The organism is Halosimplex carlsbadense 2-9-1, from assembly GCF_000337455.1.
GTDB classification, from domain to species: domain Archaea; phylum Halobacteriota; class Halobacteria; order Halobacteriales; family Haloarculaceae; genus Halosimplex; species Halosimplex carlsbadense.
In genome coordinates, this window is record NZ_AOIU01000013.1 from 31,447 (window position 1) to 55,148 (window position 23,702).

The 23,702-nt window shown below is 71.1% G+C and carries 21 protein-coding genes; 12 read left to right on the forward strand and 9 right to left on the reverse strand.

The features are described from left to right. Window positions 1–6 precede the first annotated feature (6 nt). Window positions 7–639, forward strand: a complete 633-nt coding sequence (locus C475_RS05820) for a GNAT family N-acetyltransferase (RefSeq protein WP_006882857.1) — start codon at window positions 7–9, stop codon at window positions 637–639. Window positions 640–663: 24 nt separating this feature from the next. Here C475_RS05820 and C475_RS05825 read toward each other — a convergent pair whose 3' ends face one another. Beyond that, window positions 664–1,626: a hypothetical protein gene (locus tag C475_RS05825; protein WP_006882858.1), complete on the reverse strand. Its 963-nt coding sequence runs from the start codon at window positions 1,624–1,626 to the stop codon at window positions 664–666. A gap of 143 nt (window positions 1,627–1,769) precedes the next feature. On the opposite strand from C475_RS05825, the gene fen reads away from it, so the two are divergent. Then, window positions 1,770–2,750 (forward strand): flap endonuclease-1, encoded by a 981-nt coding sequence (gene fen / locus C475_RS05830; protein WP_006882859.1) that lies wholly within the window; start codon window positions 1,770–1,772, stop codon window positions 2,748–2,750. A gap of 199 nt (window positions 2,751–2,949) precedes the next feature. Further along, window positions 2,950–4,173 (forward strand): DUF7282 domain-containing protein, encoded by a 1,224-nt coding sequence (locus C475_RS05835; RefSeq protein ID WP_006882860.1) that lies wholly within the window; start codon window positions 2,950–2,952, stop codon window positions 4,171–4,173. A 37-nt stretch (window positions 4,174–4,210) separates the two neighbouring features. Here C475_RS05835 and C475_RS05840 read toward each other — a convergent pair whose 3' ends face one another. The 3 genes from C475_RS05840 to C475_RS05850 all read right to left on the reverse strand — a co-directional run bounded on the left by C475_RS05840 (window position 4,211) and on the right by C475_RS05850 (window position 9,372). Further along, window positions 4,211–5,848 (reverse strand): methyl-accepting chemotaxis protein, encoded by a 1,638-nt coding sequence (locus tag C475_RS05840; RefSeq protein ID WP_006882861.1) that lies wholly within the window; start codon window positions 5,846–5,848, stop codon window positions 4,211–4,213. Window positions 5,849–5,980: 132 nt separating this feature from the next. Continuing rightward, window positions 5,981–8,497, reverse strand: coding sequence for a GAF domain-containing protein (locus tag C475_RS05845; protein WP_006882862.1), 2,517 nt, complete (start codon window positions 8,495–8,497; stop codon window positions 5,981–5,983). A gap of 116 nt (window positions 8,498–8,613) precedes the next feature. Beyond that, window positions 8,614–9,372: a hypothetical protein gene (locus tag C475_RS05850; protein WP_006882863.1), complete on the reverse strand. Its 759-nt coding sequence runs from the start codon at window positions 9,370–9,372 to the stop codon at window positions 8,614–8,616. 189 nt (window positions 9,373–9,561) lie between these two features. Here C475_RS05850 and C475_RS05855 point away from each other — a divergent pair, with 189 nt between their 5' ends. Next, window positions 9,562–10,971 (forward strand): class II fumarate hydratase, encoded by a 1,410-nt coding sequence (locus tag C475_RS05855; protein ID WP_006882864.1) that lies wholly within the window; start codon window positions 9,562–9,564, stop codon window positions 10,969–10,971. 43 nt (window positions 10,972–11,014) lie between these two features. On the opposite strand, the gene C475_RS05860 is transcribed toward C475_RS05855, so the two are convergent. Continuing rightward, window positions 11,015–11,893 carry a hypothetical protein gene (locus C475_RS05860; RefSeq protein WP_006882865.1) on the reverse strand — a complete coding sequence of 293 codons (879 nt, stop codon included), beginning with the start codon at window positions 11,891–11,893 and terminating at the stop codon, window positions 11,015–11,017. A gap of 106 nt (window positions 11,894–11,999) precedes the next feature. On the opposite strand from C475_RS05860, the gene gatE reads away from it, so the two are divergent. The 3 genes from gatE to C475_RS05875 are packed head-to-tail and all read left to right on the forward strand — an operon-like array spanning window position 12,000 to window position 15,338. Next, window positions 12,000–13,874, forward strand: coding sequence for a Glu-tRNA(Gln) amidotransferase subunit GatE (gatE, locus tag C475_RS05865; RefSeq protein ID WP_006882866.1), 1,875 nt, complete (start codon window positions 12,000–12,002; stop codon window positions 13,872–13,874). A gap of 1 nt (window position 13,875) precedes the next feature. Next, a complete protein-coding gene (locus C475_RS05870; RefSeq protein WP_006882867.1) occupies window positions 13,876–14,871 on the forward strand; it encodes a hypothetical protein in 996 nt (331 codons plus the stop codon). After that, window positions 14,868–15,338 carry a hypothetical protein gene (locus C475_RS05875; protein ID WP_006882868.1) on the forward strand — a complete coding sequence of 157 codons (471 nt, stop codon included), beginning with the start codon at window positions 14,868–14,870 and terminating at the stop codon, window positions 15,336–15,338. Before C475_RS05870 ends, C475_RS05875 begins: the two co-directional genes overlap by 4 nt. Before the next feature lie 15 nt (window positions 15,339–15,353). Here C475_RS05875 and C475_RS05880 read toward each other — a convergent pair whose 3' ends face one another. The 3 genes from C475_RS05880 to C475_RS05890 are packed head-to-tail and all read right to left on the reverse strand — an operon-like array spanning window position 15,354 to window position 17,871. Then, entirely contained in the window at window positions 15,354–16,451 is a 1,098-nt protein-coding gene (locus tag C475_RS05880) for a cellulase-like family protein (protein WP_006882869.1), read from the reverse strand. A gap of 59 nt (window positions 16,452–16,510) precedes the next feature. Beyond that, window positions 16,511–17,344, reverse strand: a complete 834-nt coding sequence (locus C475_RS05885; protein WP_006882870.1) for an RNA methyltransferase — start codon at window positions 17,342–17,344, stop codon at window positions 16,511–16,513. Next, window positions 17,341–17,871, reverse strand: coding sequence for a hypothetical protein (locus C475_RS05890; RefSeq protein ID WP_006882871.1), 531 nt, complete (start codon window positions 17,869–17,871; stop codon window positions 17,341–17,343). Before C475_RS05890 ends, C475_RS05885 begins: the two co-directional genes overlap by 4 nt. A gap of 119 nt (window positions 17,872–17,990) precedes the next feature. On the opposite strand from C475_RS05890, the gene C475_RS05895 reads away from it, so the two are divergent. The 5 genes from C475_RS05895 (at window position 17,991) to C475_RS05915 (ending at window position 23,114) form a co-directional block, all read left to right on the forward strand. Further along, window positions 17,991–18,299: a hypothetical protein gene (locus tag C475_RS05895; RefSeq protein WP_006882872.1), complete on the forward strand. Its 309-nt coding sequence runs from the start codon at window positions 17,991–17,993 to the stop codon at window positions 18,297–18,299. 61 nt (window positions 18,300–18,360) lie between these two features. Continuing rightward, window positions 18,361–19,554 (forward strand): dihydropteroate synthase, encoded by a 1,194-nt coding sequence (gene folP / locus C475_RS05900; protein WP_006882873.1) that lies wholly within the window; start codon window positions 18,361–18,363, stop codon window positions 19,552–19,554. 126 nt (window positions 19,555–19,680) lie between these two features. After that, window positions 19,681–20,463 (forward strand): 6-hydroxymethylpterin diphosphokinase MptE-like protein, encoded by a 783-nt coding sequence (locus C475_RS05905; protein ID WP_006882874.1) that lies wholly within the window; start codon window positions 19,681–19,683, stop codon window positions 20,461–20,463. Between the two features lie 227 nt (window positions 20,464–20,690). Then, a complete protein-coding gene (locus tag C475_RS05910; RefSeq protein WP_006882875.1) occupies window positions 20,691–21,926 on the forward strand; it encodes a polysaccharide deacetylase family protein in 1,236 nt (411 codons plus the stop codon). Window positions 21,927–22,016: 90 nt separating this feature from the next. Beyond that, window positions 22,017–23,114 (forward strand): phosphotransferase family protein, encoded by a 1,098-nt coding sequence (locus tag C475_RS05915; protein ID WP_006882876.1) that lies wholly within the window; start codon window positions 22,017–22,019, stop codon window positions 23,112–23,114. A 38-nt stretch (window positions 23,115–23,152) separates the two neighbouring features. Here C475_RS05915 and C475_RS05920 read toward each other — a convergent pair whose 3' ends face one another. Continuing rightward, window positions 23,153–23,581, reverse strand: a complete 429-nt coding sequence (locus tag C475_RS05920; RefSeq protein WP_006882877.1) for a hypothetical protein — start codon at window positions 23,579–23,581, stop codon at window positions 23,153–23,155. Window positions 23,582–23,702: the final 121 nt, after the last annotated feature.

The window sequence follows — 23,702 nt, forward strand, 5'->3', positions numbered from 1 at the left end:
CGCTCGATGGAGTACGTCCTGCTGGGGTGGCCCGAGGCGGGGCCGACGCTGACGCTCGACTGGCAGCGGTTCAGCTACGCCGGCAAGTTCGTGATGTCGAACACGGGGAAGGCGGTCGTCCGGACCGGCGAGGTCGCGGGACCGCCCGTAACCGACGACGGCGACGCCGCCGCCGACGTCGTCGCCGCGGCGGCGTTCAACGAGGACCGCACCGACTCGTCGGTCTGCTGGATCCGCTACATCACCGTCCGCGAGGACCGCCGCGGCGACGGGATCGGTCCGGATCTCGCCGCGTTCGTCGCCGCCCGCGCCCGCGACCGCGGCTACGACCGCGCCCGCATCGCCGTCAACAACCCCTTCGCCTACCAGGCGCTGTACCGCGCCGGATTCGCCTTCACTGGCGAGGAGACCGGCGTCGCCGAACTCGTCCTCGACCGGCCGCTGGGCGAGGGGAGCGGCGCGACCGACGCGGGACGACCGGCCGCCGACCGCTCGCGGTCGACCTACCAGGCCGGCCTCGATATCTATCGCGAGCGCGCCGAGACGGACGACGGTCCGGGGCTCTCGGCGGACGAACGCGAGTTTCTGGTCGAAAAAGGGAACTCGGGTCCGCCCGGCCCCGTCGATCCGCCCGCCTGATGGGTCGCGACTCGACCGTCTGCCTCAGGCCGCGACTTCCTCGTCGTCGACGGGCGACTCGAAGACGCGGGCGCCGCAGTCGTCGCAGGTGACCGCGGCGACGGTCCGGCTGGTACAGCACGATTCGACGGTCTCGGTGCCGAACGACACCGGGCTGTCGCAGTCGGGGCAGGTCTCGAGGAAGATACGCAGGCCGTTGCAGACCTGCCCGCGGTCCCGGGCCGACAGCCCCGCCCAGCCGGGTAGCCGGTCGGCCAACAGCGTCGCCGCCGCGAGGTCCGCGTGGAACGCCGCTTGGGACTCCCAGGAGCCGACCCGCCGGCCGTCGACGCTGACCGCGAAGGCGTTGGCCACCGCTTTCGTCGTTACCTCGCCGTCGTCCAGACCGAACCGGTCGAGCCAGGGGCCCAGGTCGTCGTCGGCCCGGATGGCGTCGATCTCGGCGCGCCACGCCTCCTCGAAGTTGGCGGTCAGACAGCGGTCGTCGCCGCGACACGGCTCGATCGCGCCGGCGCGTTCGAGCAGCGCCTCCGGATCGACCGGTTCGCTCGCCATCCGATTCGTCTCCCCACCGCTCGCGGCCGCCGCGGCGCCCCCCTGGGCAGCGTCGTCGTCGGCCTCCGCGCCAGCGCCGCTCGCGTCCGTCCCCCCGCCCGCACCGTCGCCGACACCCGCCGCGATCCCCTCGGGCGACGCTTCCGGCGTCTTCCCGAAGGCCGCCAGCACCGAGGCCGGCAGGTACCGTTTCGTCAGCGCCGGCGTCCCGGGGACGAGATACCCCCGCAGCCAGATCGCCGCCAGCGAGACGGCGAGGACGCCCGTCGAGACGCCGACGGCGGCCGTCGAGTAACCGGCCGCGACGAACCAGGCCCCCAGCAGCGTCGCCCCCACCGACGCGATCCCGACGTTGAGTACTGTACACGGCAGACAGCGGTTCTCGCCCGTGTACTCCGGGCGGCGCAACCGCGTCACGAGTGACCCCAGCATACCTCCCCGTTCACGCCCGACCGAATTGAATGTGACGGACGACTGAAACCACGTTCGTGGTACATAGCTGATCGGTTCTCGTGCGGTCACGACGCCCTCGCGGGTCGGGGGATTCAAACCGGGGCTGGACCTATCGGTCGGTGATGGGAAACGCAGACCTCCGGGATCTCGCCGCTATCGACGAGGTGCCGTTCGACGACCTGTCGGGGTCGCTCGTCGCCGTCGACGCGCACAACTGGCTCTACCGGTACCTGACGACGACCGTCCGCTGGACGAACGACTCGATATACACGACCGCCGACGGCGAGGAGGTCGCCAACCTCGTCGGCGTCGTCCAGGGGCTCCCGAAGTTCTTCGAACACGACATCACGCCCGTGTTCGTCTTCGACGGGAGCGTCGTCGACCTCAAGGACGACGAGGTCGAGCAACGCCGCGAGGACCGGGAGAAGCGCGAAGAGCAACTCGAGCAGGCCCGCGAGGAGGGCGACGGCGTCGCCGTCGCGCGGCTGGAGTCCCAGACCCAGCGTCTCACCGACACGATCCTCTCGACGACCCGCGAGGTGCTCGAACTGCTCGACGTGCCGGTGATCGAGGCGCCCGCGGAGGGGGAAGCCCAGGCGACGCACATGGCCCGCGAGGGTGCGGTCGACTACGTCGGGACGGAGGACTACGACGCGCTCCTGCTGGGGGCGCCGCTGACGCTGCGCCAGCTCACCAGCAAGGGCGACCCGGAGCTGATGGACTTCGAGGCCACCCTCGACGACCGCGACATCACCTGGGAGCAGCTGGTCGACGCCGCGATCCTCATGGGCACGGACTTCAACGAGGGGATCTCCGGGTACGGACCCAAGACCGCGGTGACGGCCGTCCGCGAACACGGTGACATCTGGGGCGTCTTCGAGGCCGAAGACGTGTACGTCGACAACGCCGACCGGATCCGCGACCTGTTCCTGAACCCCGCCGTCACCGACGACTACGAGTTCGACCGCGAGGTCGAACCGGACCTCGAAGCGGCGCGCGCGTTCGTCTGTGAGGAGTGGGAGGTTGCGGAGGACGAGGTCGAGCGCGGCTTCGAACGCATCGAGCAGTCGGTCGTCCAGACCGGCCTCGACCGCTGGAGCTGACCGCTCGCTACCGGCCCGTTCGGGCCCACGTCGCCGACGCGCACACGCAAGCGAGCCGGCCCGGAAAGCCGCCGTTACTCGCCCGAGAGCGGCCTTACTCGGAGTAGCGGGCGCTACCGAGCGCTACCCCGAGGTTACCGAAAAAACGGTTTGCCGGCTTTATCGGCGGAACTTCCTAACGGTCGATGGAGTCACACCGATGACAGACGAATCCACAGACCGATCAGCGACGGGTGAACCGAGCCGACGAACCTTCCTCAAGAGCGGCGCGCTGGCGACCGGCGCGCTCGCCGTCGGAACCGGCGCGGTCGTCGCCGGACAGAGCGGCGACGACGGCGACGGCGAGGAGAGCCAGGAGACGGGCGGACAGTTCGCGTCCGTACAGTTCGCCAACCAGTCCTCGGACGGGACGACCGTCAGCGTCGACGAGGTGACGCTCTCCGACTCCGGCTACGTCGCCTTCCACGACGTGAGCCTCTTCGAGGGCGACGTGATCGAGAGCGTCGTCGGCGTCTCCGAGTACCTCGAACCGGGCGTCACCTACGGGACCGACGTGACGCTGTTCGACGTGGCCGGCGCCGACTTCGAGACCGAGAGCCTCACCGGGACCGGCGCGCTCGTCGCGATGCCCCACCGCGAGACCGGCGACGACGAGTCCTACGACTTCGTCGATAGCGAGGGCGAGGAGGACGGGCCGTTCGCCGAGGCCGGCCTCCCCGCCGTCGACCTCGCGTTCGTCGACGCCACCGGCGGTGGCGAGGGCACAGCCACGGAGACGCCGGACGGCATGGGAACGGCGACCGCGACGCCCGACGGCACCGGAACCCCGACGGACACACCCGACGGGACGGCGACCGGCACCGAAACCGGGAGCGACGACGCCACGCCGTTCGCGACCGTCGACTTCGAGAATCAGGCGGTGGCGGACGACGCCGTGACCGTCGGCGAGGCGCTGCTCTCGGAGGGCGGGTTCGTCGCGCTCCACGACGCGCGCCTGCTCGGCGGCGAGCTGTTCGAGAGCGTCGTCGGCGTCTCCGAGTACCTCGAACCGGGCGTCCACCGTGCGGTCGAGGTCGCGCTCGACGATCCCTCCGCGATCGCGGAGGTCCCCTTCCCGCCCGCGCCGGCGAAGCCGCTCGTCCCGATGCCCCATCTGGACACCGACGACGACGATTCCTACGACTTCGTCGACAGCGAGGGCGAAGACGACGGGCCCTACACCGCCGAGGGCCAGGCCGTCGTCGACCTCGGGTTCGTGACGACCGAGGACGAGGGCACCGACACGGGGACGGCCGAGGGCGAAGACACCGACACGGGGACGCCCGTAGGGACCGATACGGAGACGGCGACCGAAACCGGAACGCCGGACGGCACGGAGACGGCGACCGAGACGGACGCGGGGACGGCGACCGACATCGCCTGACGGGTGGCCCGGCCGCAAACGCCGCTATCGGTGCCGTCTAGACCGCGTCGGCCTCGTCGATGGTCGCCTCCTCGTCGGCTTCGAGACCGAAGCGGTCGACGAGTCCGTGGACGTCGTCGCTCATCGCGTTGAGGTGTTCGGCGGAGTGGGCGACCTCGTCCATCGCGGTCGTCTGGTCGTCGACTCCGGTCGAGATCTGTTCGACCGAGGCCGCGATTTCCTCGGCCAGGGCCGTGTTGTCCTCGACGATCGCGGTGACCTCCGCGGCGTTTTCCGCCTGCGTCTCGACGGCGTCGGTGATCTCGGTGACGCCCTGGCTGGTGGCCTCGACGTGGTCGCGGATCGCGTCCAGGCGATCCCCGACGGTTTCGACGGCGTCGGCGCCGTCCTCGACGCGACGGTTCGCCTGCCGGACGCTCCCGACCAGTTCGTCGGTCTGTTGCCGGACCTCCTCGATGATCCGCGCGATGTCCTCGGCGGAGTCCTGGGACTGCTCGGCGAGGCTCTTGACCTCCTCGGCGACGACGGCGAACCCCTCGCCGGCCTCCCCGGCGCGGGCCGCCTCGATGTTGGCGTTCAGCGCCAGCATGTTCGTCTGGTCGGCGATTTCGGCGATCATCTCGACGATCTCTCCGACCTCCGTCATCGAGGCCTCCAGCGAGTCGATCCGCCGGGCCACGTCGTCGGTCGCGTCGGTCGCCCCGCGGATCTCGCCGACGGCGCTCTCGACGTCCGCGACGCCCTCGCCGGCCATGTCGGCGGCCTCCGCCGAGCGGTCGTCTATCACGCCGACGGTGGCGGTGATCTGCTGGAACGACGCGGAGAGGTCCTCGACGGTGGCGCTGGCGCGCTCGGAGCGCTCGGCCAGGTCGTCGGCGCCGTCGGCCAGCTCGCCGGTGGAGGCGTCGATCTCCTCGACGGACGCGGTCACCTCCTCCGAGGAAGCCGCCAGCTGGTCGCTGGTCGTCGCCAGGTCGTCGGACTGGGCGGTCAGCGCCTCGACGACCTGACGGATGTTGTACACCGCTCGCCCGAGGTCGCCGTTCATCGCGTCGAACTCCTCGTACACCGCACGGATCGCCTCGAAGTCCTCGTCGGGTTCGGGCACGCTCGGGTCGACGGTGAGGTCCCCCTCGGCGAGGCGAGCGAGCTTGTCCCGGAGGTCGTCGAGCGCGCGCTCCTGGTAGTCCTCCAGTGCCCGCTTGCGGCGCCGTTCACGGCGCCGCTCGGTGATGTCGTCGTAGACGGCCAGCGCACCGACGCGGTCGCCGTCGTCGTCGGTCAGCAGCGTGACCGTCCGGCTCACCGGCGTCTCCTCGCCGTCGACCGTCAGCGTCGCCTCGTCGTCCTGCACGTCCCGGTCCTCGGTGAGCGCTTCGCCGACCGCGTCGGTCACGTCCGCGTCCCACAGCTCGTGGGGATGGGCACCGACCGCCTCGGCCGCCGTCGTCTCGAACAACGCGAGCGCCTGGTCGTTGACGTGCGTGATCGCTCCGTCCGTGTCGACGACGACCGTCGGCTCGGTCAGTCCGTCGAGGATACTCCCGACCAGCGCGGCGGCGTCCGCGCCGGCGTCGTCGCCGACGGCTCCCGACCCGTCGTCGGCCCGGACCGGCTCACCGGGGTCGGTCGACCCGCCGCCCGTCTGCATCCGAGACGCCAGTAGCGAGAACATATCGAAACCATGTGGGTCCTTCCCAAAGTGCGCTCTTCCTAACGGCATTGGGCGCGTTCGAGGGTGGCCCAATACTGATAGGGGCGTCTCGGACGGGGAGATATCACGGCTGAAAACGGCTCGGCCGGGCGGTCACCCCTCGAAGAGCGAGTCGAACAGATTCGCCTGCGCTCGGCGGAGATGTTCGGCGAAGGTGGGCTGGGCGACCGACAGGTCCGCGGCGACTTCCTCGCCGGAGCTGCGGCGGGGCCACTCGAAGAAGCCGGCGTCGTACGCCGCGAGCAGGGCGGCGCGCTGACGGTCGGTGAGCGCGTCCAGCGGGTCGGCTTCGGCGGTCGCCGGGTCCGTCCGCTGTGCGAGAACCGACGCCTCGTGGTCGCCGCCGACTCGCTCGACGAGGTCTCGCACGTCTGTCTCTGGGGGGACGCGGGCCACCAGTCGGGCGTGGCCGTCCGCGAGGGTGAGGCGGACGACCCGGCCGCCGCCGGCGCGAACCGCGTCGGCCGCCGTGCGGTCGACCGTCGTCACCTCGAAGCGCGTCCGGTCGCCGGAAGCGGAGACGACTCGGCCGCTGGCGACGCCGGCGGTGGTTGCGAGCGCGTCGGTCACGGCGTCGGTGTCGGCGGCCGTCTCCGCGTAGAGGAGACAGGCGTCGTCGGCCGCCGGGATGGCGCGGGTGACGGTCACGGCCTCGCCGACCGCGTCGGCGAGCGGCCCGACTGGGTCCGGCCACGGGTCGACGCGGACGACGAGTTCGACCCCGTCGCCGGTGCTGGCCGCCCGGCGGCGCTTGGCGATGCCGGTCGCCTCGGCGACCATGTCCGCGAGTTCGGACAGGACCGTCGCCGTCTCCTCGTCGAAGGTCCCGGGGGCGTCGGCGCAGACCGTGAGCACGCCGTGGGGGATCCCGTCGTGGACGAGCGGGAAGGCGGCGACCGAACGGAAGTCGCGCGACAGCGCCGCCCGTCGCCAGGGCGCTCCGCGGAAGTCGCTTGCGACCCGGTCGACCACCACCGGCTCGTCGGTCCGGGCGGCGCGGCGTGTCGGATCCCCTCCCTCCCCATCGGCCAGGTCTTCGGCCGTCTCAACCGCCTCGAAGTACCCGTCACCCCGACCCGCGGTCGCCCGGGTCGTCAGGTCGCCGTCGGCCCCGTCGCGGGCCGAGAGCGCGACCAGCGAGAACCGGTCGACGGCCGCCAACCGGGCGCAGACGAGGTCGGCCACCTCCGCGGGCGTGTCGACGCCCACCAGCGCGTGTCCGATCCGGCGAACACGCTCGTTGACCTCGTTGAGTCGTTCGAGCCGGCGATGTTGACGGGACAGCTCGGCGTCGCGCGCGGCCAGTTCGCGCTTGCGGTCCACGTTGTTCAGCGCCGCCTCCGCGTTTGCTGCCAGCAGGTCCGCGAGTTCGACCGTCCGGTCGTCGAAGGCGCCGACCGCCGTCGACCCGGCGAGCAGGATACCGTGTTCGCCCAGCGGGACGAACAGCTCCGAGCGGACCGCTGTCTCGGGGTTGTACACCGCTTCGGCGGCGCGCACGTCGTCGAAGACCGCGACCTCGCCGCGCATGAACGCCCGCCAGGCCACACCCTCGCCCGGGCCGAACGTCGGCACCTCGTCGACGACCGCGTCCGCCCCCGCGTTCTGGGCGACCGGTTCGAGGACGTTCGCCGCCTCGTCGAACAGGAACGCGCCGACCACTTCGATGTCGAGCAGGTCCGTCGTCGCCGCGACCACCCGCTCGCAGATGGCTTCCTCGCTCTCCAGTGGGAGCAGCTCCCTGGTCACGTCGTGCAGCGCCGTCAGCGTCTCCTCGTGGTCCCGGTAGTCCGAGACGTCCCGACCGACGCCGGCGAACCCGACCACGTCACCGTCCTCGTCGGTGATCGGCGCGCCGTTGAACTCGTACGGTACCCGCTTCCCGTCGCGGGTAACCAGGTCGGCCTCCACGGCGTCGGGAACCGACTCGCGGTCGACCTCTCTCAGGGACTCGGTGACGCGGTCCCTGTCCTCCGCCGCGACGAAGTCCAGCGGCCCCATCGTCGCGATATCGGCGGGGCCGTAGCCCGTCACCCCTTCCAGGTGGTCGTTCCACTGGACGGGCCGCCCGTCGGCCGAGAACGCGTAGAGCACGTCCGGCACCGTCTGCAGGAGCGTCTCGGTCAGCGCCCGGTCCGACCAGTCGTCGAACTCCTCGAGTTCGCCCGCTACGAGGTCGGCGACCCGTTCGACTACTTCCCGGGCGGTCGCCCGGTCTCTGCCGGCCGCCGCCTCGTCGGTGAAGCAGACGACGCCGAACGGGTCGCCGTCGACCGTCACCCGCCGCCCGGCGAACCAGCCGGCCGACGCGCCGTCTCCCGTCTCCACCGTCGCGTCCGAGTTCCGGACCGCCGTCCCGACGCGTCGGTCCGAGACGGCGAACCCGCTCGACCCGTCCTCGGTCACGGCCGTACGAACGGTCCAGCCGTCGTCGCCGACACGGACGAGCGCGCCGCTCGCACAGTCCAGGGCCGTCCGCCCCAATTCGAGAACCGCCGCCAGCTCGTCGCCGCCGAACCCGTCGTCCGGGTACCGTTCCGCTCGGTTTGGGGGGCGGTCGCACGGGTCCCCGGCCAGTCCGTCTGTCGTGGTTCGTGGGTCCTCTGACATCGATGATCGGGGCGTCGTTCCGTCTGACCGATTCCAAGGAGTACCCCGTCATAAGCGTCCGGGAGGCAGTATCAGCCGAAAGATTCGGGATACGATGCGTGAAAGAATCGTCCGACTCACCCGGGACAGCCGACTCCCCACGTCTGGTCGTCGGGGATCACGGGCACGTCGACCGACAGATCCGAGCCGTGGTCGTCGAACCGCATATCGACGGTCGCGCTCGCGGAGTTCCCGCCCTGGGACACCTCGAACCGGACCGCCGACCGCAGCGGGCGATGAGTCTCGGCGTCGAGCCAGACCCGGACTTCGGCGTTCTCGACGCTCGGGCCGCCAAGCAACGAGCGGTCCCGGCGCTCCTGGTACTTCGTAAGCGCCTCCGTCGTCGGGTGACCGACCAGCAGGACCGCCGCCTCGCCGTCGAGCGTGCGAGTACCGTTGTGGAAGAGCGAGCCCGATTCCAGCAGTGCGAGCTGGCGCGCCGCGGGCGTCGCCATCGTCCAGTCGTCGGTCGTCACGTTCTCGACGCCCCACATGTCCATCCCTATCGGTCCGCCGCACTCCCGGTAGGCGGTCCGGTTTATCAGGTAGGACTCGTACGTCTCGCGGTCGCGGACGCTCGTCGAGTGCATCCGGCGCTCGGCCGTGTCGACAGTGCCGTTCATACCTATCTCGACCCGTTCGGTCTCGCCGTCGGCGGTCGCGACGACGCGCAGGTCGCCGTCGAAGCGGTAGCCGTCGGTGGCGTTGGCCGCGTCGCGGGCGTCGGCGAGCGCCTCGACGGCGCGCTCCTGGCGAGTGTGGTCCGCGCCGAGGACGGAACACCCGGCGAGGAGGACGCAAGCGGCTATCGCGAGGTGGAGGGGGGGCCGGTTCATGTCGACCGGGAATCACCCGGGCGGCAAGTGTCTTGGGGCCACCGGCGTCTCCGCGAGCGTTCGGGACCGCCCGAGCGAGCGTCGCGGTCGGTGTCTGGTGGGGTCGCGGCCAGCGCTCCGGTCGGCGCTTCGCCCGAGCGCGTGGGAGACTTCGGTGGCTTTTACGCCTCTCGAATCGACGCTTCGACCATGTCAGACGAGGAATTCCGCACGGAGGAGGACAGCCTCGGCGAGATGCAGGTTCCCGCGGACGCCTACTGGGGCGCCCAGACCCAGCGCGCCGTCGAGAACTTCCCGATCAGCGAGGAGACCTTCGGGCGCCGGTTCGTCCGCGCGCTCGGCGTCGTCAAGAAGTCCGCGGCGCTGGCCAACGACGACCTCGGGCTCGTCGAGAGCGAGAAAGTCGAGGCCATCGTCGAGGCGGCCGACGAGGTCATCGCCGGCGAACACGACGACCAGTTCCCCGTCGACGTGTTCCAGACCGGCTCGGGCACCTCCTCGAACATGAACGCCAACGAGGTCATCGCCAACCGCGCCTCCGAGATCTACGGCGCCGAGATCGGCTCTCGCACCATCCACCCCAACGACCACGTCAACTACGGCCAGTCGTCCAACGACGTGATCCCCACGGCGATGCACGTCGCCAGCCTCGAAGCCGTCGAGAAGGACGTACTCCCCGCACTGGAGACGCTCGCCGACGCGCTCGGCGAGAAGGAAGACGAGTTCGACGACGTGGTCAAGACCGGCCGCACCCACCTCCAGGACGCGACGCCGATCACCCTCGGCCAGGAGTTCTCGGGCTACCGCACCCAGATCGAGAAGGGCATCGAGCGCGTCGAGAACGTCCGCCCGCACCTCTCGGAACTCGCACTGGGCGGCACCGCCGTCGGGACGGGCCTGAACACCCACCCCGAGTTCCCCGCGAGGGCCGCCGAATACATCAGTGAGGAGACGGGCGTCGAGTTCCGCGAGGCCGACAACCACTTCGAGGCCCAGGCCGCCCACGACGCGATGAGCGAGGCCCACGGCGCGCTACGGACGGTCGCTGGGAGCCTCAACAAGATCGCCAACGACCTGCGCCTGCTCGCCTCCGGTCCGCGCAACGGGCTCGGCGAGATCGACCAGCCCGAAAATCAGCCCGGCTCGTCGATCATGCCCGGCAAGATCAACCCCGTCGTCGCCGAGGCCGTCAACCAGGTCCACAAGCAGGTCGTCGGCAACGACGCCGCCGTCTCCGCGGGCGCCGCCGAGGGCCAGATCGACCTCAATCTCTACAAGCCGGTCCTGGCCAACGACTTCCTGCAGTCGGCGCGGCTGATCGCGAATGGCAGCGAGGCCTTCGCCGAGAAGTTCGTCGCGAAGCTCGAAGCCGACCGCGAGCACTGCGCGGAGCGCGTCCAGCAGTCGATGGCGCTAGCGACGGCGCTCAACCCCGCCATCGGCTACGACAAGGCCAGCAAGGTCGCAAAGCAGGCGATGGCCGAGGGCAAGACCATCAAGGAGGTCGTCGTCGCCGAGGGCTACCTGAGCGAAGAGGAGGCCGACGAGGTGCTCGACCCGGCGAAGATGACCGAGCGTGTGATTCTGGGCGACGAGTAGGGAGGTACGAGCGGAGCGAGCACCTCCGAAATACGAGCGGACATCATCCCGGAGTGCGGGCGGTTGCATTGACCGACGCGGTCGCGCGGTCTTCCCCGTCGACGGCGGCCCGGGCCTCGTCGATCCAGTCGGGCGGGGTGACCGAGACGTTCCCCACCTGACGGTAGGCGTACTCGTACTCGATGCGGGTCGGCGTCCCGCGGCGTTCTGTGGTGTAGCTGACCGAGAGCCGGCGGACGAACCCGTCGGGCGTGACGACGGCGCCGACCGAGTAGTTCGCCGCGTACTCGCCGTCGACGACGCCGCCGCCGTCGCTCTCGACCCAGTACCGGCGCTGGCCGTCGACCTGTCCGACGGAGACGGAGACGTTCCTGAGCGACAGGTACGACTGGACGCGGTTGGCGGCGACGAGCGCGACGATCTGGCTGTCGTTGGTCGCGGGCCGGGCGCGATACAGCGGTCCGTCCACGTCCTGCTCGCGGACGTAGCGGGTGTCGCCGTCCGAGTACCGTTCGAGCGCGGGCTGGTACCCGAGCGTGAGGCCGGTCCAGACGACCCGCCGTGAGCGACTCCAGCGGTAGGTGTCGCCGTCTTCGAGGCGGACTGTGCGGGTTCGGTTGCGCGCCTCGGTCCAGTTGCCGTCGCCGGTCGCGGTCAGCGTCCGCCGGCGCTCGGCCCAGACGTACGAGCGGCCCGTGACCGCCCGGACGTGCGCGGACGCGAGCGCGCTCGGACTGATGGTCCCGCCGGTCGTCACGCCCGGTGGGAGCGGCGAGGGCGCGACCGTGTCGGTCGGGGCGGTCGTGGGTACGGGTGCGGGCGTCAGCGTCTCGACGGGGCCCTCCGAGTCGCCGCCGTCGGCGACGATCGAACAGCCCGCCAGCACGACGAGGCCGACGACGACCAGCGCGCGCCCGTCCATGGGAGCGAGTACGAGCCGGACCGGCAAAACACCTCGGCGGGGTTCGCGACCGCGCCGAGACGGTGAGACGGAGTCCTTTTTGTCCACCCGGTCGCAGACACGCCCAATGAGCGACGCCGACTACGACTACGAGGACCTTGGGCTGGTGGCCGGGCTGGAGATCCACCAGCAGTTGGACACGGCATCGAAGCTGTTCTGCCCGTGTCCGACGGACCTCCGCGAACCCGAGGAAGCCGGTCGGACTTTCACCCGCTATCTCCACCCGACCAAGAGCGAACTCGGCGAGATCGACGACGCGGCGCTGGAGGAGAGCATGGTCGACCGGGAGTTCGAATATCTCTCCTACGACACCACCTGTCTCGTCGAGGAAGACGACGAGCCGCCCCACCGCGTCGACCGGGAGGCGATGGACGTGACCATGGAGATCGCCCAGCTGCTCGACGCCAGCGTCGTCGACCAGGTCCACGTCATGCGGAAGATCGTCGTCGACGGCTCGAACACGACCGGCTTCCAGCGGACGATGCGCGTCGCTGGCGAGGGTGCCATCGAAACGGACGAGGGCCAGGTACGCATCGAGGACCTGATGCTCGAAGAGGAGTCCGCCCAGCGCGTCGCGGAGACCGATTCGGGCGTGCGGTTCTCGCTCGACCGACTCGGCATCCCCCTGGTCGAGATCGGGACGAAGCCGGACATCCGCTCGCCCGAGCAGGCCCGCGACGCCGCCGAGCGCATCGGGATGTTGCTGCGCTCGACCGGCCAGGTCAAGCGCGGCCTGGGGACGATCCGCCAGGACGTGAACGTCTCCATCGCCGAGGGCGCTCGGGTCGAGATCAAGGGCGTCCAGAGCCTCGACGACATCGACGACATCGTCCGCAACGAGGTCCGCCGGCAGGTCGAACTGCTGGACATCGCCGAGGAACTCGGCGAGCGCGACGCCGCGGTGGGCGACCCACAGGACGTGACCGAGGTCTTCGAGGGGACCGACTCGGGCGTCATCGGCGGCGCCCTGTCGAGTGGCGGCAACGTGATGGCCGTCCGTCTGGACGGCTTCGACGGCCTGGTCGGCCGCGAGATCCAGCCGGACCGCCGCCTGGGGACCGAACTCTCGGACCACGCCAAGCGCCACGGCGCCGGCGGCATCTTCCACACCGACGAGCTCCCCGCGTACGGCGTCACCGAGGCCGAGGTCGCCGACTTGCGCGAGGCCGTCGACGCCGGCCCCGAGGACGCGGTCGCGCTGGTCGCCGACGACCCGGAGACGACCGCGCTGGCTATCGAGGCGGTCGTCGAGCGCGCCGAGGCGGCGATGGACGAGGTCCCGGAGGAGACCCGCGACGCCACCGAGGAGGGGACGACCCGCTACCTGCGCCCGCTGCCGGGCGCGGCGCGGATGTACCCCGAGACGGACGTGCCGCCGGTCGAGCCCGACCCCAGCGAAGTCGACCGGCCGGAGCTGCTGACCGAGAAGGTCGAGCGCTACCAGGCCGAGTACGACCTCGGTTCGGGGCTGGCCGAGCAGGTCGCCTACGGCGAGTACATGCCGCTGTTCGAGCGGGTGGTCGGCGAGGGAGTCGACCCGACGCTGGCGGCGGGGACCCTGGAGTCGACGCTGACCGAACTCCGGCGCGACGACGTGGCCGTCTCCCGGCTGACCGACGACCACCTCGCCGACGCGCTCGCGCTGGTCGACGGCGGCGAAGTGCCCCAGGAGGGGCTGGACGACCTGCTGCGGGCGCTGGCGGCCGATCCCGACCTCGCGGCCGAGGCGGCCGTCGAACAGGAGGACCTCGGTGGCGTCGGCGAGGACGAAGTGCGCGAAGCGGTCGTGCGCGTCGTCGAGCGCAACGCCGAGCAGGTGGAAGCGGAGGGCATGGGCGCGTTCTCGGGCCTGATGGGCGAGTGCATGGGCGAACTGCGCGGGAAGGCCGACGGCGACACGGTCAGCAGCGTCCTCCGCGAGGAGATCCAGGAGCGAGCGTAACATGGAGGCGACCCGACGCCGCGGGCTGGCCGCGCTCGTCGCGACGGTCCTGTTAGCCGCGGCGACGCTGGCGCTGGCGTCGGTGCCGCCGCGGCCGCTGGCAAGCGTCGTGACGCTCGTCGGGTCGCTGGGGCTGCGAGTCGCGACCGACTGGCTGGCCGTCGTCGCGCTGCTCGCGCTGGCCGAGCGCGTCGCCACCGGCGACGGGTCGGTGACGCGGGCGAGCGTCCGCCGGCTGACCCTCGCGGTGTTCGTCGGCGCGGCCGCTATCGAAGCGTCGCCGCTCGTGCGACTCGTCGCGGAGGCCGACCCCGTCGCGACGACGGCCCTCGTCGAGGGAGTCGCGGGCGCGGTTCAGAGCGGGCTGTTCGCGGCCGGGCTCGTCGCCGCGACCGCCGCTGGCGGCGCGGCGCTCCGCGATGCGCTCGGGGACGAAGCCCGGGCGGGTCTGCCGATGGCGCCGAGCGAGCGCCGACTCCCCCGGGTCGAACCCGGTGCGATCGTCCGGGTGGCGCAGGTGCTGGGCGTCGTCGCGGCGCTGTGGCTCGGCATCGAACTCGCGACGCGGCTGGCGCTGGGCGCGCCGTACGTCTGGCTGGCGGTCGCCGACGCGGCCGTCGCTGCGCTGGCCGGCGCCGTCGACTACGGCGTGCTGGCGGTCGCGTTCCTCGTCCTCGCCGTCGACGGGGCGGACGTCCGGACGGTCGTCGGGGGGACGGCCGTGGTCTGGCTGGTCCTCGTCGTCGGCGGCATCGCGGTGGCGGTCCTGAGTGCCGGGCTCGGCGTGGCGCTCATCGGCGCGACGGTGACGCCGATGGGCGCCGTCGAGGCCGCCGGGATGGGACTGTGGCCCGCGCCGGACTCGTGGACGCAACTGCTCGCGACCGGCGCGTTCCTCGCCGGCGCGGTCGGCCTCTCGGTCGTCCAGCGGACCGTCCCCGAGTCCGAGCCCGAGTCCGCCAACGCTCGGGTCGACGACTCGGGGACCCCGCGATGAAGTCGACCGCCCACGCCGCGATCTCGCTGGTCGTCGGGCTGGCCGCCGTCGTCGTGGCGCCCCCGCCGATCCCGGCCCCGGCGGTCGTCGGCCTCGCCGTCGCGGTCGGCGTCGGCATCGACTTCGACCACTTCCTGCTCGCGCGGTACAACACCGGCCACTGGGGCGCCGCCAGGCGCTGTCTCCGCGACCCGCGGATCGTCTTCCTCGACCAGGACGCCATCTTCGAGGCCGGCGACGTGGGGTCGCTGAACCGACTGCTCACCCACGTCGTCATCGGCGGGATCGCGGTCCCGCTGGCCTACGCGTGGATCCCTTACGTGGGCGCTATCGTCGCGGTGGCGCTGTACGCGCATCTGCTGGCTGACCTGGTCGCGGCCGCGCGGACGAGCGTCGTCGTCGAGCGCTCGTCGCTCGACGCCGAGCGAAGCGCCGACGGCGGCCGGAGCGAGCGCGGCTCGCGGTGAGTCGGCGGTCGTCCCCTACAGGTCGACGCCGGCCGCTCCGATCGCGTCGGTCCGCTCACGGTGCCACTCGACGTCGGCCCACATCCCTTCGAACTGCGGGCCGCAGAAGTTGCTCGTCGAGATGGCGGTCCAGCGGCCGGTCTCGGCCGCTCGCCGGGTCCCGAACGCACAGACCTCTTTGAGCCACTCCCAGTCGAGGCCGGGCCAGTCCTTGTAGTGGATGAGCGCCCACGACTCCGTCGTCGCGAGCGGGAGGCCGGTCTCGCGGGACCACTCGGCGGCGGCGTCGATGGCGGCGCCGAGTTCCGACTGCCAGTAGTCGGGTTCGTTGCGGTAGCGGCTCTCGGCCTCGTCGACGACCCATTCGTAGTGGTCCGCGCTGTCGAGGTCGCCGCCGTCGCGCTCGAAGTCGTAGTAGTCGGTAGCGTTCATCAGCCAGACGTGCGGTTCGAGGAGATCCATCTCGTCGGCGGGGTCGCGGCCCCAGGTGTCGGGCCCGACCGTCTCGGAGAGGCAGTACTCCTGGTTCGGGTAGGCCTCCCGGACACCGGCGATGGACTCGTTTATCCACCGCCGGCCCGCAGGCGAGTCCCGCGGCGTCCGCGGCTCGTCGGGGTCGTTGAAGTACGGCGCCCACTGGTGGAGCGGGAACTCGTTACAGAGGTCGACCCAGCAGATAGCGTCGAGCAGGCCCGCGTCGGCGATCCGGTCGAGGGTGTCGACCCACACCGACGACAGATCCGCGGGCGTCCGGATGCCCATGCGCGCCCGCGTCTCGTCCGCGCGGAACCACGACGACAGGGCGACCGACACGTCGCGGTCGGCGCAGGCGCCGATAAACTCCGTCAGCGCGGGCGTGACTTCGACCCGACAGGTCGCGGGCGCGCCCCAGTCGCAGGCGTCGAAAGCGGGCGGCAGCGTCCACTCGCGGTCGGGGTCCGTGCCCACGAAGTGCGGGTAGGCGTCGATGCGGACGGCGTCGTAGCCCCGCTCGACGAGTTCGTCGAGCGCTCGGTCCCAGTCCTCGTAGCCGCCGCCCGGGTACCGGCGCTCCAGCCAGGAGAAGTCCCACATCGCTATCGCCAGCGGCGAGTCGCGGTCCGCGAGTGTCATGCGGTCCGGTCGCTCCCGCGGTACTTAGTCGTGGCTGCGAGTCGACCACGTCCGCCCGGTCAGTCTCGCTCGCCGTCGGTGTCATCGGTGTCGTCGCCTTCCAGCCGGTCGACCTTCTGGCCGGCTCGTCGGAAGACTCCCCGGAGCGTCTTCGCCTCGCGGCCGGTGGGGTGGGCGCGACCGACGAACCGCCGCCACAGCCGCCCGGCCTTCGCCCGCTTCTCCTCGGGGTGGTCGATCGCGTCGAGGAACTCGCCGAACTGCTCGTGCAGTCCCTCGACGGCGCGTTCGTCGGCACGCTGGTGGCTCGACTCGGGATGTTGGGTCTCCGCGACGGTCAGGTCTCGGAGTTCGTAGCACACGACGGTCGCCGCCTGGCCGAGGTTGAGGACGGGGTACTCCCCGGAGGCGGGGATCGAACACACCTCGTCGAGGCGGGCGAGTTCCCCGTTGGTGAGTCCGACGCGCTCGCGGCCGAAGACGACGCAGGTGTCGGCGTCGACGCCGCGGAGGCTGTCGGCCAGGTCCGCGGGCGTCCGGAAGGGGTAGCGGGTGTGGCTGCGCTCGTCCTCGTTGGTGACGGCGGTGCAGCCGACGGTGTGGAAGTTCTCGACCAGGTAGTCGAACGAGACCTCCCGAGCGTTCGGCAAGATGTCTTCGCGGGCCTGGCCGGCGAATCCGGCGGCCTCGCTCTCCGGACCGATATCGGGCGGGTCGACGAGGTAGAGGTCCGAGAGCCCGAAGTTCTTCATCGAGCGGGCGATGGTGCCGACGTTGCCGGAGGTCTCCGCGTCGACGACGGCGACCGAGATCCGGGGGCCACCGTCGCGGTCCGGACCGCCGCCGGCCGTTTCGTCGTCGTTCGCCCCGTCGGCCGTGCTGTCGCCGCTCATCCGTCGAAGTCGATGTCCGACAGGTCCATGTCGAGCGCGTCGAGTTCGTCGTCGTCCATCTCCTCGATCTCCTCTTCGAGGCCGGGCAGCTCCTCGTCGGGGTCGGGCGCCTCGGGCACGTCCTCGGGGTCCTCCTCGACGTGTTCGAGTTCGAAGCCGTCGGGGGCGCGGCCGCCGTCGAGGAACCACTGGTGGAACCGGTCTTTCAGCTCGCGCTCGCCGGCGTGGCGCGTGCCGCCCTCCTCCTGAAACCAGTAGACGAAGTCGGCCTCGTGGTCGTCACAGAGGAGGACCTCACCGAGGGCCTCGCCGTAGATGGCCTGTGCGGGGTTGCACCGCTGGATCTCCTCCTCACCGTGGATCAGATAACAGCAGTCGCAGGGCTCGCCCATCATCGCCGAGAGGCGGACGATCCGCTCGCGCGTCTCGGCGTCCATGTTGTCCAGCGGACGGATCGTCCCGTCGGCGGCGAACACCGCCTCCTCGTCGAACCGCCAGCCGCGGAGCCCGATCGAGACCTTTCCCATAGCCGGTCGTAGACGACCGGTCGACAAAAAGCGCCCGTGTTGGCGCCGACGCCCGCCTCGGCCGTCTAGTCACTCGACTGACCCGACTATTTATGATGGTGTGGCACCGACCAACACACATGGTCAGTTTCGTGGCCGTCATCATGTTCGCGGTCCTGGCGGCGATGGCGCTGGGGCTGGTCGCGTTCGTGGGGTCGGTGGCGCTCGGTCGCGTCGCGTCGCTGTCGTCGCGGTCGGAGGCGGCGATGCCGTCGCACTACTCGAGTCTCGTCCACACGACGCCGTCGAAATACCCGGGCTACTGTCCGGAGTGTAAGACGAACAACGACCCGGACTACACCGTCTGCCGGAACTGCTCGTCGAAGCTACCCGAGTCGCGCTACCGGCGGGACACGCGGACGACCAACACGCTCTTCGACGAACAGTAGCGCGGGCGTCGCCTGCGCTCGCACCGTACCGCTTTTGCACCCGTGGTCCTGACCCCCGCGCATGCAAAACGTCGACGCCGCGGGCCTGGGGATCGGGGACGACCATCCGCCGCGAATCATGGGCGTACTCAACGTCAGCGAGGAGTCGCCCTACGACCCGAGCGTCTTCGACGACCCCGGCGAGGCCGCGGGGTACGTCGACGACGAACTGATCGACGAAGGGGCCGACATCGTCGACGTGGGACTGGAGTCGGCCAACAAGAAGTTCGACGTGCTCTCGGCCGCCCAGGAACTCGACCGGCTCGACACCGCGGTCGAGACCCTCGAATCGACATCGGGCGACGCCGTCTGGAGCATCGAGACGCGCTACGCCGAGGTGGCCGAGGCCGCCCTCGACAGGGGCTTCGACATGGTTAACGACATCGCGGGCTTCGCCGACCCGGAGATGCCGGCGGTCTGCCGCGAGTACGACGTGGCCGTCGCCAAGATGGCGAGCCCGCCCGATATCACGAAACCCGGGGCCGTGCGGGCGACGCCGTGGGCCGAGCGCCGCTCGGCCGAATGGGCCGAAGGGGCCGACTACGTCGACCAGGTGTACGAGGCGCTGCAACAGAACGGCCTGACCGACAAGACCATCGTCGACCCCGCCTTCGGCCGGTGGTCCGAGGACCAGACCATCGAGGACGACCGCGACACCTTCCGGCGGCTGCGGGAGTTCCGCGGGCTCGGCGCCCCGACGCTCGTCTCGATCAACCGCAAGACGTTCCTCAGATCGCTGGCCGACCGCTCGACGGAGGGCGCGCTGCCGGTCAGCCTCGCCGCCACGTCGATGGCCGTCGAGCGCGGCGCCCACGTGATCCGTACCCACGACGTGAGCGAGACGCGCGACGCCGCGCTCGTCGGCGACGCGTTCGCCGGAGAGCGAGCCCGGAGCGCCGGTGGCGACGGTGAACTCAGCGCCGAGGAACTCGACGTAACGACGCCGGGAGAGGCCGCGCGCCACTTCGAGCGAGCGGGCGTCGCGGCCGACCCCGCCGCGGCGGTCGGCCGCCTCTACGCCGTCGGGGGCCTCGACGAGTCCGCCCGCGAGGCGCTGCGGTCGGCCGCGGCCGCGACGGACTGCCGGTTCGTCGCCGGCGACGAGGAGGGGTTTTTGTGGGGGTCGGCCGGTGCGCTGGCCGACCTGGCGACCAGAACCGACGTGCCACGGGCGCTCGCCGGGACGCTGCCGGGCGACGGCCAGGGTGACAGGTGAGAAAACTTATACCGGATGCGCCAAAACGGGTTGGTGACGGCCGAAAGGGCACCTGGGTAGGGGTACCTTGTACGTGCCATTTCGGCTAATCCGGTTTATTGGGGCGCAACTCGGGTAGATACGGCTATGGAATTTCACGACTGGGACCCCGTCTACGCCGCTATCCTGGCCGATATGGGGTTCGACCGGGACGGCGACGAACGGGCCCGCGACCTGCTCGTCGATCTCGTCAGCGACGGAACCGCCCGGGGAGAGGACGACCTCGACCGAGGTGCGCCCGCGTCAGACGCCGGTGCCGATCCGTCGGGGAGCGACGGCGACCGCGAGGGACCGCTCGCGGTCGCGGACCTCGATTTCGACGGTGAGACGGTTGCAATCGTCGGCGCGGGGCCGTCGCTCGGCGACGAACTGGACGTCGTCCGGGGGGCCGACAGCGTCGTCGCGGCTTCCGACGCGGCCGCCGCAGTACGCGAGGCCGGCCTGGGCGTCGACTGCATGGTCACCGACCTGGACGAACGGAGCGACGTGGCCCGCGAGCTGACCGTCGAGGGGACGCCCGTCGCGGTCCACGCCCACGGCGACAACCGCCCGGCGCTGCGCGAGCGGGTGCCGCGGCTGGCCGTCGAGTGGGTCCTGCCGACGACGCAGGCCGCGCCCGCCGGGCCCGTTGTCGACACGGGCGGGTTCACCGACGGCGACCGCGCGGCCTTCCTCGCCGACCACTGCGGCGCCGCCCAACTCGTCTTCGCGGGCTGGGACTTCGACGACCCGGACGTGGGTCCGATGAAGGCCCGCAAGCTCGTCTGGGCCGAGCGACTGCTTCGGTGGCTGGAGATTCGCCGTGGCGAACGGTTCGCCGTCCTCGACGGCCGACGCGAGGGCATCGACGAGTCGGCGCTGCCGGTGTGAGTCCGCGCCCGACCGGCGAACGACGACCCGCCGTCCCCGTTCGCCACGCCGGTCGGAGCGCCCGCTCTCACCCCGTCGAGTTCGACTCTCCCGAACGCGACGGGGCAACCCTGGTCGTTCGGGAGACACCGTCCGGCCTTCCGGAACGGATCGCCGCCTCACCGTCGTATTCAGCCGATATGCGGCGGTTCGAAATCCTTAATGATCCCTGCTCCAGTGACAGGGACATGGTTGATTCGGAGGGCGATCGGTCGTGTCGCACCGTCTGTCGTCGCGGGTTCGTCGGTCTCCTCGGGTCGGTGGGGCTCTCGGCGCTGGCCGGCTGTGGGAGCGGTGGCTCGGACGGCACTGCGACGCCAGCGGGCGCGGGTGACGGCGAGACGACAGAGACCGGTGGGTCGACAACCGCCACCCAGCGGCCGGCCACCGAGTCGGCGGAACCGGCGACCGACTCGTCGACCGCGGGACCGGACCCGACGTCGCGACCGGGCGACGCGCTGGCCGGATCGCTGCCGACGCCGGACACGGCGGCGGTCGCGCGGCCCGACGGTGAAGCGGGCGGCCTCGAAGTCCTCGACTGGGCGGGCTTCTCGGGCGCCGTCTCCTACACCTTCGACGACGGCCAACCTTCCCACGCCGAGCACTACGACGCGCTGCAGTCGACGGGCGCCAACATGACGTTCTACCTCTCCGAACAGGTCGACTTCGAGGGGGCCGATGCGACCTGGAAGCGGGCGGCGGCCGACGGCCACGAGATCGGCAACCACACGACGAGCCACCCGTACGCGGACCTCTCCGGGAGTAGCTTCGGCGACCCCCTCGACTCCCCCGCCGCGGAGATCGAGCGCTGTTCGACGTACATCACGGAGGCGACCGCCCAGCCGGACGTGTGGACGATGGCCGCGCCGTTCGGTGACGACGGGTGGGCCGACCACGCGGAATCGGGGGATCTGTTCCTCAACCGCGGCGTCGGCGGCGGGGCGGTCGCGCCCGGCGACGGGGCCGACCCCTACGATTTGCCGTGCTACATGGCCCGGGAGGGAGACACCGCCGAGACGTTCACCGAGCTGATCGACGGCGCGCGCTCCGCGGGCGAGTGGCAGATTCTCCTCTTTCACTCGATCCTGCCGACCGACCAGCAGTGGTACGCGCCGGTCGATATCGACGCGATCACCGACAGCGTCGACCACGCGACCGGGCTGGGCGACGTGTGGGTCGACACGGTCGCGAACATCGGCGCCTACTGGCGCGGCGGGCAGATCCTCTCGGAAGCCGAGCGGACCGAGTCAGGCGGGGAGACGACGTGGAACTGGTCGCTCCCCGACGCGTTCCCCGCCGACCAGCACGTTCGGGTGACCGTCGACGGCGGCACTCTGTTGCAGAACGGCGGAGAGCTGTCGTGGGACCCACACGGCTACTACGAGGTGAGCCTCGACGCCGGGTCGCTCACGCTCGCGCCGTAGCGCGCTCGACCGACCGCGCCGATCCGTGTCGTGTGCTCCCATCCGTCGATCGACCGCAAGCCTTCTGTCGCTCCTCGGACGAGTGACGGTGTGCCTCCCGATCCCGTCTCGCCGACCGACCGAGAGGTGTCCGACGAGGCGGTCCGCGGGATGGTCGCCGCCCTCCGGCCCGACTGGACCGTCGCGTCGATCGAGCGGAGCCCACACGGGACCGACTTCGTGGCGACGCTCGCCGTTCGGACGCCGGACGCCCCCCGGACGGTCGTCCTGAAGGCCACGACCGCCGACCTGGTCGACCCGCCGATCGCTCGGTCGGAGCCGCGGCTGTTCGAACTCGTCGGCCGGGAGACGAGTATCCCGGTCCCGGCGGTCTTCGGCTACTGCGACGACCACGACGACTTTCCGGCCCCGTTCTACCTCGCCGAACACGTCGACGGGACGAACCTGGAGGACGACCCCGAGTCGCTCTCCCCGGCAGCCCGCGAGCGAGTGGTTCGCGACGCCGGCCGGAACCTCGCCGAGTTACACGAGCTGGGGCCGCTGCCGGCGGTGGGGAGCGTCGGCGTCGCCGACGGGGAGCTGACGGTGCTGGACACCGACGAACACCCGCGGGCCGACGACTTCCGCGAGCGACTTCTCGAAGACGCCGAGGGGACGCTCGACCGACTCACCGACGGCGGGTACTTCCCGGAACTGGCCGACGACCCCGAGCGGTTCGCCGACCTCGTTCCGGCCGTCCGCGAGCACCTGCGCGACGTGATCCCAGCCCTCCCCGAACCGGGCCCGCCGACGTACAACCACTGGGACTACCGCTACGGGAACCTCCTGCTCGACCCCGAGACGGGGGAGACGAAGGCGGTGCTCGACTGGGCGAACCTCTCGGCGGCCGACCCCGCCTACAACCTCGCGAAAGTGGAGTTCTCGCTGCTGAAGCCCGTCCGCGACGACTCCGAGCGGGTGGCGACCCTGCGAGACATCTTCCGGTCGGCCTACGCCGAAGGTCGCGAGGACTGGACGTTCGACGAGGCGACGCTGGAGCGGATGGCCGTGTATCGGCTGACCGACCGACTGGACGCGATGGCGTGTCTGGCGCTGTGGTACGAGGACGCGACGCCCGCCGAGCGCGACGAGCGCGCGGCCGAACACCGGGCGTTCCTCGCCGAGCGCGTGCCCGGCGTGGACTGCTGAGCCGGCAAACAGCGAGCGGCGGAGCGGCCCCGCGAACGCTACTCCGAACGGGGCCGTCGCGCCAGGCCGTGGGTTCCATCGGTATCGACGGCCCGACGCGCGGCGAGCCAGACACCGAGCCCGACGACACCGACCAGCGCGGCGTCCGTGGCTGCCTGCGGGAGCGCCTGTTCGACCGGTGTCCTGAACCCGGCCCCGGCCGCCTGTGCCCGGACGTAGTACGCCGGGAACAGCAGCGCGAAGTCGGCGAGGAGGACGACGCCGACGCCGAAGCCCAGCGCCAGCAGCGCGACCGAAGTCGCGACCAGAAGACACTGAGCGGTAACGCCGACGTACCGCGGTATCCCGGGATTCGGCAGTGCTACCCCGGCAAGTGCGGAACACGCGGTGCCGGACAGCAGACCGCCGATCAGCCAGCGTCGGCCGCGAGCGGTCGTGTCTCCGAGAAGCGCTCGGGTCACGTCCATCGTCTCGGACGCCGGTTCGCCCCGTCCACCCGTAACTCTTTGGCGACCGTCCGACCGCTCGCGGACGCGACAGGGCTTACAGACCGGCGCCGACGGAGCTAAGCCCCCGCGGGCCCGCACC

What these genes read in the sequence shown, in the direction of transcription:
- C475_RS05820 (WP_006882857.1), top strand. Translation starts at nt 7, where the DNA reads ATGGAGTACGTCCTGCTGGGGTGGCCCGAGGCGGGGCCGACGCTGACG.
- C475_RS05825 (WP_006882858.1), bottom strand. Translation starts at nt 1,626, where the DNA reads ATGCTGGGGTCACTCGTGACGCGGTTGCGCCGCCCGGAGTACACGGGC.
- fen (WP_006882859.1), top strand. Translation starts at nt 1,770, where the DNA reads ATGGGAAACGCAGACCTCCGGGATCTCGCCGCTATCGACGAGGTGCCG.
- C475_RS05835 (WP_006882860.1), top strand. Translation starts at nt 2,950, where the DNA reads ATGACAGACGAATCCACAGACCGATCAGCGACGGGTGAACCGAGCCGA.
- C475_RS05840 (WP_006882861.1), bottom strand. Translation starts at nt 5,848, where the DNA reads ATGTTCTCGCTACTGGCGTCTCGGATGCAGACGGGCGGCGGGTCGACC.
- C475_RS05845 (WP_006882862.1), bottom strand. Translation starts at nt 8,497, where the DNA reads ATGTCAGAGGACCCACGAACCACGACAGACGGACTGGCCGGGGACCCG.
- C475_RS05850 (WP_006882863.1), bottom strand. Translation starts at nt 9,372, where the DNA reads ATGAACCGGCCCCCCCTCCACCTCGCGATAGCCGCTTGCGTCCTCCTC.
- C475_RS05855 (WP_006882864.1), top strand. Translation starts at nt 9,562, where the DNA reads ATGTCAGACGAGGAATTCCGCACGGAGGAGGACAGCCTCGGCGAGATG.
- C475_RS05860 (WP_006882865.1), bottom strand. Translation starts at nt 11,893, where the DNA reads ATGGACGGGCGCGCGCTGGTCGTCGTCGGCCTCGTCGTGCTGGCGGGC.
- gatE (WP_006882866.1), top strand. Translation starts at nt 12,000, where the DNA reads ATGAGCGACGCCGACTACGACTACGAGGACCTTGGGCTGGTGGCCGGG.
- C475_RS05870 (WP_006882867.1), top strand. Translation starts at nt 13,876, where the DNA reads ATGGAGGCGACCCGACGCCGCGGGCTGGCCGCGCTCGTCGCGACGGTC.
- C475_RS05875 (WP_006882868.1), top strand. Translation starts at nt 14,868, where the DNA reads ATGAAGTCGACCGCCCACGCCGCGATCTCGCTGGTCGTCGGGCTGGCC.
- C475_RS05880 (WP_006882869.1), bottom strand. Translation starts at nt 16,451, where the DNA reads ATGACACTCGCGGACCGCGACTCGCCGCTGGCGATAGCGATGTGGGAC.
- C475_RS05885 (WP_006882870.1), bottom strand. Translation starts at nt 17,344, where the DNA reads ATGAGCGGCGACAGCACGGCCGACGGGGCGAACGACGACGAAACGGCC.
- C475_RS05890 (WP_006882871.1), bottom strand. Translation starts at nt 17,871, where the DNA reads ATGGGAAAGGTCTCGATCGGGCTCCGCGGCTGGCGGTTCGACGAGGAG.
- C475_RS05895 (WP_006882872.1), top strand. Translation starts at nt 17,991, where the DNA reads ATGGTCAGTTTCGTGGCCGTCATCATGTTCGCGGTCCTGGCGGCGATG.
- folP (WP_006882873.1), top strand. Translation starts at nt 18,361, where the DNA reads ATGCAAAACGTCGACGCCGCGGGCCTGGGGATCGGGGACGACCATCCG.
- C475_RS05905 (WP_006882874.1), top strand. Translation starts at nt 19,681, where the DNA reads ATGGAATTTCACGACTGGGACCCCGTCTACGCCGCTATCCTGGCCGAT.
- C475_RS05910 (WP_006882875.1), top strand. Translation starts at nt 20,691, where the DNA reads ATGGTTGATTCGGAGGGCGATCGGTCGTGTCGCACCGTCTGTCGTCGC.
- C475_RS05920 (WP_006882877.1), bottom strand. Translation starts at nt 23,581, where the DNA reads ATGGACGTGACCCGAGCGCTTCTCGGAGACACGACCGCTCGCGGCCGA.